Genomic DNA, 4,894 nt, shown 5'->3' with positions numbered 1-4,894 from the left:
AACTGACGCAATGACCGTGGTATCATGATCTGAGACTACTGGCAGTCGCCGAATTGGCTTGTATATTCGCTATACTCCGAAGTTCTGGAAGGGAGACTACAGCGGCTATAGAGGGGCCAGAATGCGCGATCTTAGCGGAATAGTGGGTTCCGACCGTCGCCAAACCAAACTCCACCAGCCAATTTGTGTCGATGATTTGGATAGAATTGTGTCCGAAAGGTACGTTGGGTAGAGCTGTCGCTCAGACTCGCGGCTTCCGGCCCAATACCGCTCAGGCGGCTCACGCGGGACGGAAACATCGGTCCTGTCCGCCTGTATCAAGATGCTCCTCGCCGCTGTTTCAATCGTCTCCCTGAGATCGGGCGTGAACCGCTGGTGCCACGTCCGCCACAGCGTCGACTGGTCAGGCACGCTCTCGAAGTTGAGGTACCCGCAGAGCCGAGGATGCTGGTGAAGATACTCGACAAGTGCGCTTTCGTGCTCCCAGCTGTGGAGTTCTTTCAGCAGAAAGGTCCGTACCAACTGCTCCATTCCGTAGCGCGTCGTTCCCGAATAGCGGTTATGGGGTTCAAATCGGAGGTACGCCAGTGGGAGATAGCACACGAAACTCTCGACGGACCCGTGGGCATCGTGGTCGAACCAGACCCTCGCGACGGTTCGGATATCTTCTTTGAGTCCACCCAGCGAACTCCGATCATATAGCGAGGGTCAACGACCCCACCCTACTTCGCTCACCCTGACGGGTTCGCTCGTGGAGGGTGGGGCTTGTCCATGAACTCGGCCTCGAACCCGTCGGGATAGCCGGTAAATCCGGCGTTCGGCGTCACCGTTCCAGACTTCAGGGCGAGTTGAATGATACGCGGGCCACTTCCGATACGATTTCGCCGCGATTGTTCGGAAAATCTCACGTCGCGATGCTTGCGTGGATCTCATCCCATTTCTGGACAAACGAAGATTTGGAACCCTCCGATTAATCACCAGATTGCGAAAAGAGGAACTATGGGTTTATCCCAGAACGACCCTCCCCATACATATCTCGGAACTCCTGGATGAGTTGTCCAGTATCAGCATACCACTGATTGAGCATTCGCTGGAACTCATCCGCGATCTGGTCTGGGTCGGAGATTCGATACACGTGGTGATAGCCTCCCTTGGGACAGCTTTCTTGTCCTTGCACAACTACCCCAGCTTCTTCGAGCCGTCTGACTGAACGGTACGCGGTCGTCCGCTCCCGGTTAATGAACTTCGCAATATGATCCACAGTGAGCGGTTCGGAACTCTCTGCTAACAGTCTAAACACACCCCTGTCAAGTTCATTTAGCCCGAACATACAGTCGAGCATACCCATACACTCCCGTTCATCCCGAAGCTGCTCTTGGATGGCGTCTGGCATTGATACTGGTATTTCGTCTTGCTACCTGATAAGGATTGCACCTTGGCTGCACACATCTGCAATAGTTATTGGAGCCCACAACTGGAACGGCTAATCTTTATTGAAGTTCTTTGGAGGCATATTGTCAGCATTCAGCTCTTTGGAGAACTCCGGAGCGTCTATAGCTGGGAACGACAGTATTATATCTGAGTTCCTCATTGCATCAGATATGCAAACAACTGATGGCAGTGATTTCGACTACGAGGTGCTTATTGTCGGCGGTGGACCGGCTGGCTTGAGTGCTGCGCTCCAGCTGGGTCGTTCACTTCGGAGTGTACTGGTTTGCGACAACGACGAGCCTCGCAACGGACCGGCGGCCGAAGCCCACGGCTATCTCACGCGAGACGGTATTCCGCCGGAAGAACTCCGTCGCCTCGGTCGTGAGGAAGTGACGAAATACGATGGAGAGTTTCGCAATTCCCAAGTGACGAACGTTGAGAGAAGTGGGGCTGGGTTTACGAGCACACTTGACACGGACGAGACCGTCACGAGCCGGAAGGTCTTACTGGCGACTGGTGTCAGTGACGATCTCCCGGACACCGATGGCTTTGAGGAGTTTTGGGGCAGTGGCGTGTATCACTGCCCATACTGTCACGGCTACGAGGTTCGCGACCAACCCCTCGGCGTTCTCGTCACAAATCAGCACATGGTTGAGTACGCGAAGATGGTCTACAACCTGAGTAAGGACCTCATCGTATTTACCGATGGGCAGGATGTCTTCGATGACGAATCACGGTTGACGTTCGTCGAACGAGGTATCGAGATAGAGGACGAGCCGATTATTGCGCTCAACGGCTCTGATGGCAATTTAGAAAATATCTCTCTCGCGGATGGCCACAATGTAGCTCGTCACGCTCTATTTTACCCACCGCCGATGGAGCAACACAGCGAACTCCCGGAACAACTCGGGCTCGATGTGAACGAAGCTGGACTCGTCGATGCAACGCGCTCACAGCGTGGAATTGGATTCACATCGGTCGATGGGGTATTTATCGCCGGCGATGCCTCTAGCGGGGCTCCTCCCGCCATAGTATCTGCCGTCGCAGATGGATACGCAGTTGGCGCAACCATGAATGGTGAACTGTCCATGGAAGACTTCGAAGTGGGGTTGCAATGATGGACGAACCTCTTGAGGATCTCGCCGACCGATTTTCTCAGATAGCTGATCAGTACGATGACGTACACAGTAGCGAAGAGAAACCGATCTACAATGCGTGCGCCTCACTCGGTATCGAACTCGCCGACCCTCGTCCTGATGATGTTGTCCTCGATCTTGGAACAGGGACAGGCTTAATCGCGCTCGCACTGGCTGAGGATGCTGGCCACGTCGTCGGTCGCGATATCAGTGACGGAATGGTAGAGCAAGCCCGGTCGAAGGCTGCCGACAGTGGTCTCGAGAACGTGGAGTTCGGCTACGGCGAGTTTCGTGACCCACACTACGACGGCGACGTAGACATCGTGGTCTCGAACTTCGCCCTGCACCATCTTCCTGACGAGCAAAAACGCGAAGCCATCGAGGCCATCGCTGAACTCACTCCACATCGATTCGTCCTCGGTGACGCGATGTTCTTCGGATCGCCCGACCCTGAAGAACCGCTGTTCGATCACGGAGTTGATGGGGCTACCGTCGGGATGCTCGTAGACACACTCACTGACGTCGGGTTTGTGGTCACGGCAGTCGAGCGCGTCCATGATCAGGTGGGTATCTTGGTCGCCGAACGACGAGATGAAGAACCAGTTTACGAGTCTGAAGAGGACCAATAACACCGATGTGCCGAATGTTCGCGTTGCGGAGCACCGTCAGTTGTCCTGTCCAGGAATCGTTGACGGATGCCGACCGGTCGCTTCAACGGTTGAGCGAGATCAATCCACATGGATGGGGTGTCGCACACTACGTTCAGGGCGTTCCGCAGATCGTCAAGAGTCCAGAGATGGCTGCTGATAGCCCTGTATATTCTACTCTCTCGAACCAGATCGAGTCGAATTGTGTTGTCGCCCATGTCCGTCGTGCGACACATGGTGACCACACCGTTGCAAATACGCATCCATTCCAATACGGTCGGTGGGTGTTCGCGCACAACGGTAATATCGCTGATTTCGATGACTTGCGACCGATACTATTGAACGAAATAGCTCCCTCTCTGCGTTCCCATATCGTGGGTACCACTGATAGCGAGGTGGTATTTTTCCGGCTTCTCACCGCTATGTCTGACGCAGGCGTCCTTGATACAGAGGCCGGGCAAGTTAGTCCAGAAGAACTTTGGAAAAGCATCAGACCCGTCGTAGAGCGAGTTGCTGAACGAGCTGGTGGAATGCATGACGATACCAACGGCCCATCTGATCAAACGTATCTCACGTTCGTCCTCACGGACGGTACCACTCTCATTGGGCACCAAGGTGGAAAGTCACTCTTTGTTCATGCACCTGCTATCAGTCACGGGAACCAAGAGAGATCGCGGGCAGTTGGCAGGGAGCGACTGATCACTTTCTGCTGGCGAGCGAACCTGCACATGACCCTGAGATGTGGACACCGATTCAACACGGCGAAGTCATCGGGGTTGGTCCTAATATGAGGGTTTGGTCCTCAGAAAAGGCTCTTGCCGTCTGAACTACCCTCACTCTGGGTTGGCTAGTTAGAGTGAATCCAGATTCCTGTTTGCCCATGAAAACAGTGTTTCTGTGCTGGCTTGGGTGAACGGAAGCCTCAGTACTTCACAAAGCTTGCCGGTTGAGTGCTTCTGAGACGTGAGTTGGTGGAGGAATTGGTGCCGAGCAACTGCTGAGGAAAGCAGANTCAGTACTTCACAAAGCTTGCCGGTTGAGTGCTTCTGAGACGTGAGTTGGTGGAGGAATTGGTGCCGAGCAACTGCTGAGGAAAGCAGATTGACACCGAGAGCATCAAACTTGTCGCAGTCGGCGGCGGAACGCCGCCGACGCGACGGTGTTACCACTCGCCGAGCAGGCGGTCCCGGTCGGTGGATTACCGCTCGAAGCGGTCGTCCGGTGGCTTGTTAGCGGGGACGGCGCGACGCACGGCGAGCGCCGTCTCCGTTGCACGACGTACCATTCCGAGGAACTCGTCGAATCGCCACGACCAGAGGCGTCGCGCGCCTCGGCGCGGCGACGCCACGTACTCCCAGTGGAGATACCGCCACGCATTCTGGAGGAGGAAGCTGATCAGCACGTACAGAAACCGCACCGCTGGATTCTGTGTCGTCGTCATCGCAATACTTCGTTCGGACAGCCGGTAGGTCGACTCGATACCGAACCGTCGGCTGTAGTACTTCCTGGCTTGGCGTGGTGTCTCGATGAACGGCGCGTCGACGGCGTAGCCGTGACGCGCCACACCTTTCTCATCGTACTTCCCTTGCTGGTACGTACAATCGATGTAGACCGGGAAATCGACGGTCCACGTGTGACCGTCGATTTCACCTTGGAGGTCGTGATCGATCACGCGGCTCC

5 protein-coding genes and 2 pseudogenes are annotated in these 4,894 nt (G+C 55.3%); 3 read left to right on the top strand and 4 right to left on the bottom strand.

Annotated elements, in window-relative coordinates; genetic code table 11:
* Positions 1 to 105: 105 nt before the first annotated feature.
* From C448_RS16810 to C448_RS11710, 3 genes and pseudogenes are all read right to left on the bottom strand, one after another.
* Entirely contained in the window at positions 106 to 603 is a 498-nt protein-coding gene (locus C448_RS16810) for a transposase (protein ID WP_338034754.1), read from the bottom strand.
* Positions 604 to 731: 128 nt separating this feature from the next.
* Positions 732 to 914: pseudogene (locus tag C448_RS17000) on the bottom strand (RNA-guided endonuclease InsQ/TnpB family protein); the annotation flags it as partial.
* Between the two features lie 83 nt (positions 915 to 997).
* Positions 998 to 1,393: a helix-turn-helix domain-containing protein gene (locus C448_RS11710; protein ID WP_004055020.1), complete on the bottom strand. Its 396-nt coding sequence runs from the start codon at positions 1,391 to 1,393 to the stop codon at positions 998 to 1,000.
* 121 nt (positions 1,394 to 1,514) lie between these two features.
* On the opposite strand from C448_RS11710, the gene C448_RS11705 reads away from it, so the two are divergent.
* Genes C448_RS11705 through C448_RS17090 form a run of 3 tightly spaced genes read left to right on the top strand, consistent with a single transcriptional unit; the run spans position 1,515 to position 4,005 of the window.
* Positions 1,515 to 2,549, top strand: coding sequence for an NAD(P)/FAD-dependent oxidoreductase (locus tag C448_RS11705; protein WP_239640574.1), 1,035 nt, complete (start codon positions 1,515 to 1,517; stop codon positions 2,547 to 2,549).
* Entirely contained in the window at positions 2,549 to 3,196 is a 648-nt protein-coding gene (locus tag C448_RS15620) for a class I SAM-dependent methyltransferase (RefSeq protein ID WP_004055018.1), read from the top strand. The genes C448_RS11705 and C448_RS15620 overlap by 1 nt, the downstream gene beginning before the upstream one ends.
* Before the next feature lie 5 nt (positions 3,197 to 3,201).
* On the top strand, positions 3,202 to 4,005 hold the full coding sequence (locus tag C448_RS17090; RefSeq protein ID WP_004055017.1) for a class II glutamine amidotransferase: 804 nt from the start codon (positions 3,202 to 3,204) through the stop codon (positions 4,003 to 4,005).
* 407 nt (positions 4,006 to 4,412) lie between these two features.
* Here C448_RS17090 and C448_RS11690 read toward each other — a convergent pair.
* Positions 4,413 to 4,894 (bottom strand): annotated as a pseudogene (locus C448_RS11690) (IS4 family transposase); the annotation flags it as partial.

Origin of the sequence: Halococcus morrhuae DSM 1307 (assembly GCF_000336695.1) — an archaeon.
Taxonomy (GTDB): domain Archaea; phylum Halobacteriota; class Halobacteria; order Halobacteriales; family Halococcaceae; genus Halococcus; species Halococcus morrhuae.
The sequence above is the reverse complement of the archived record's forward strand: the minus strand, read 5'-3'. Positions and strand labels throughout refer to the sequence as shown.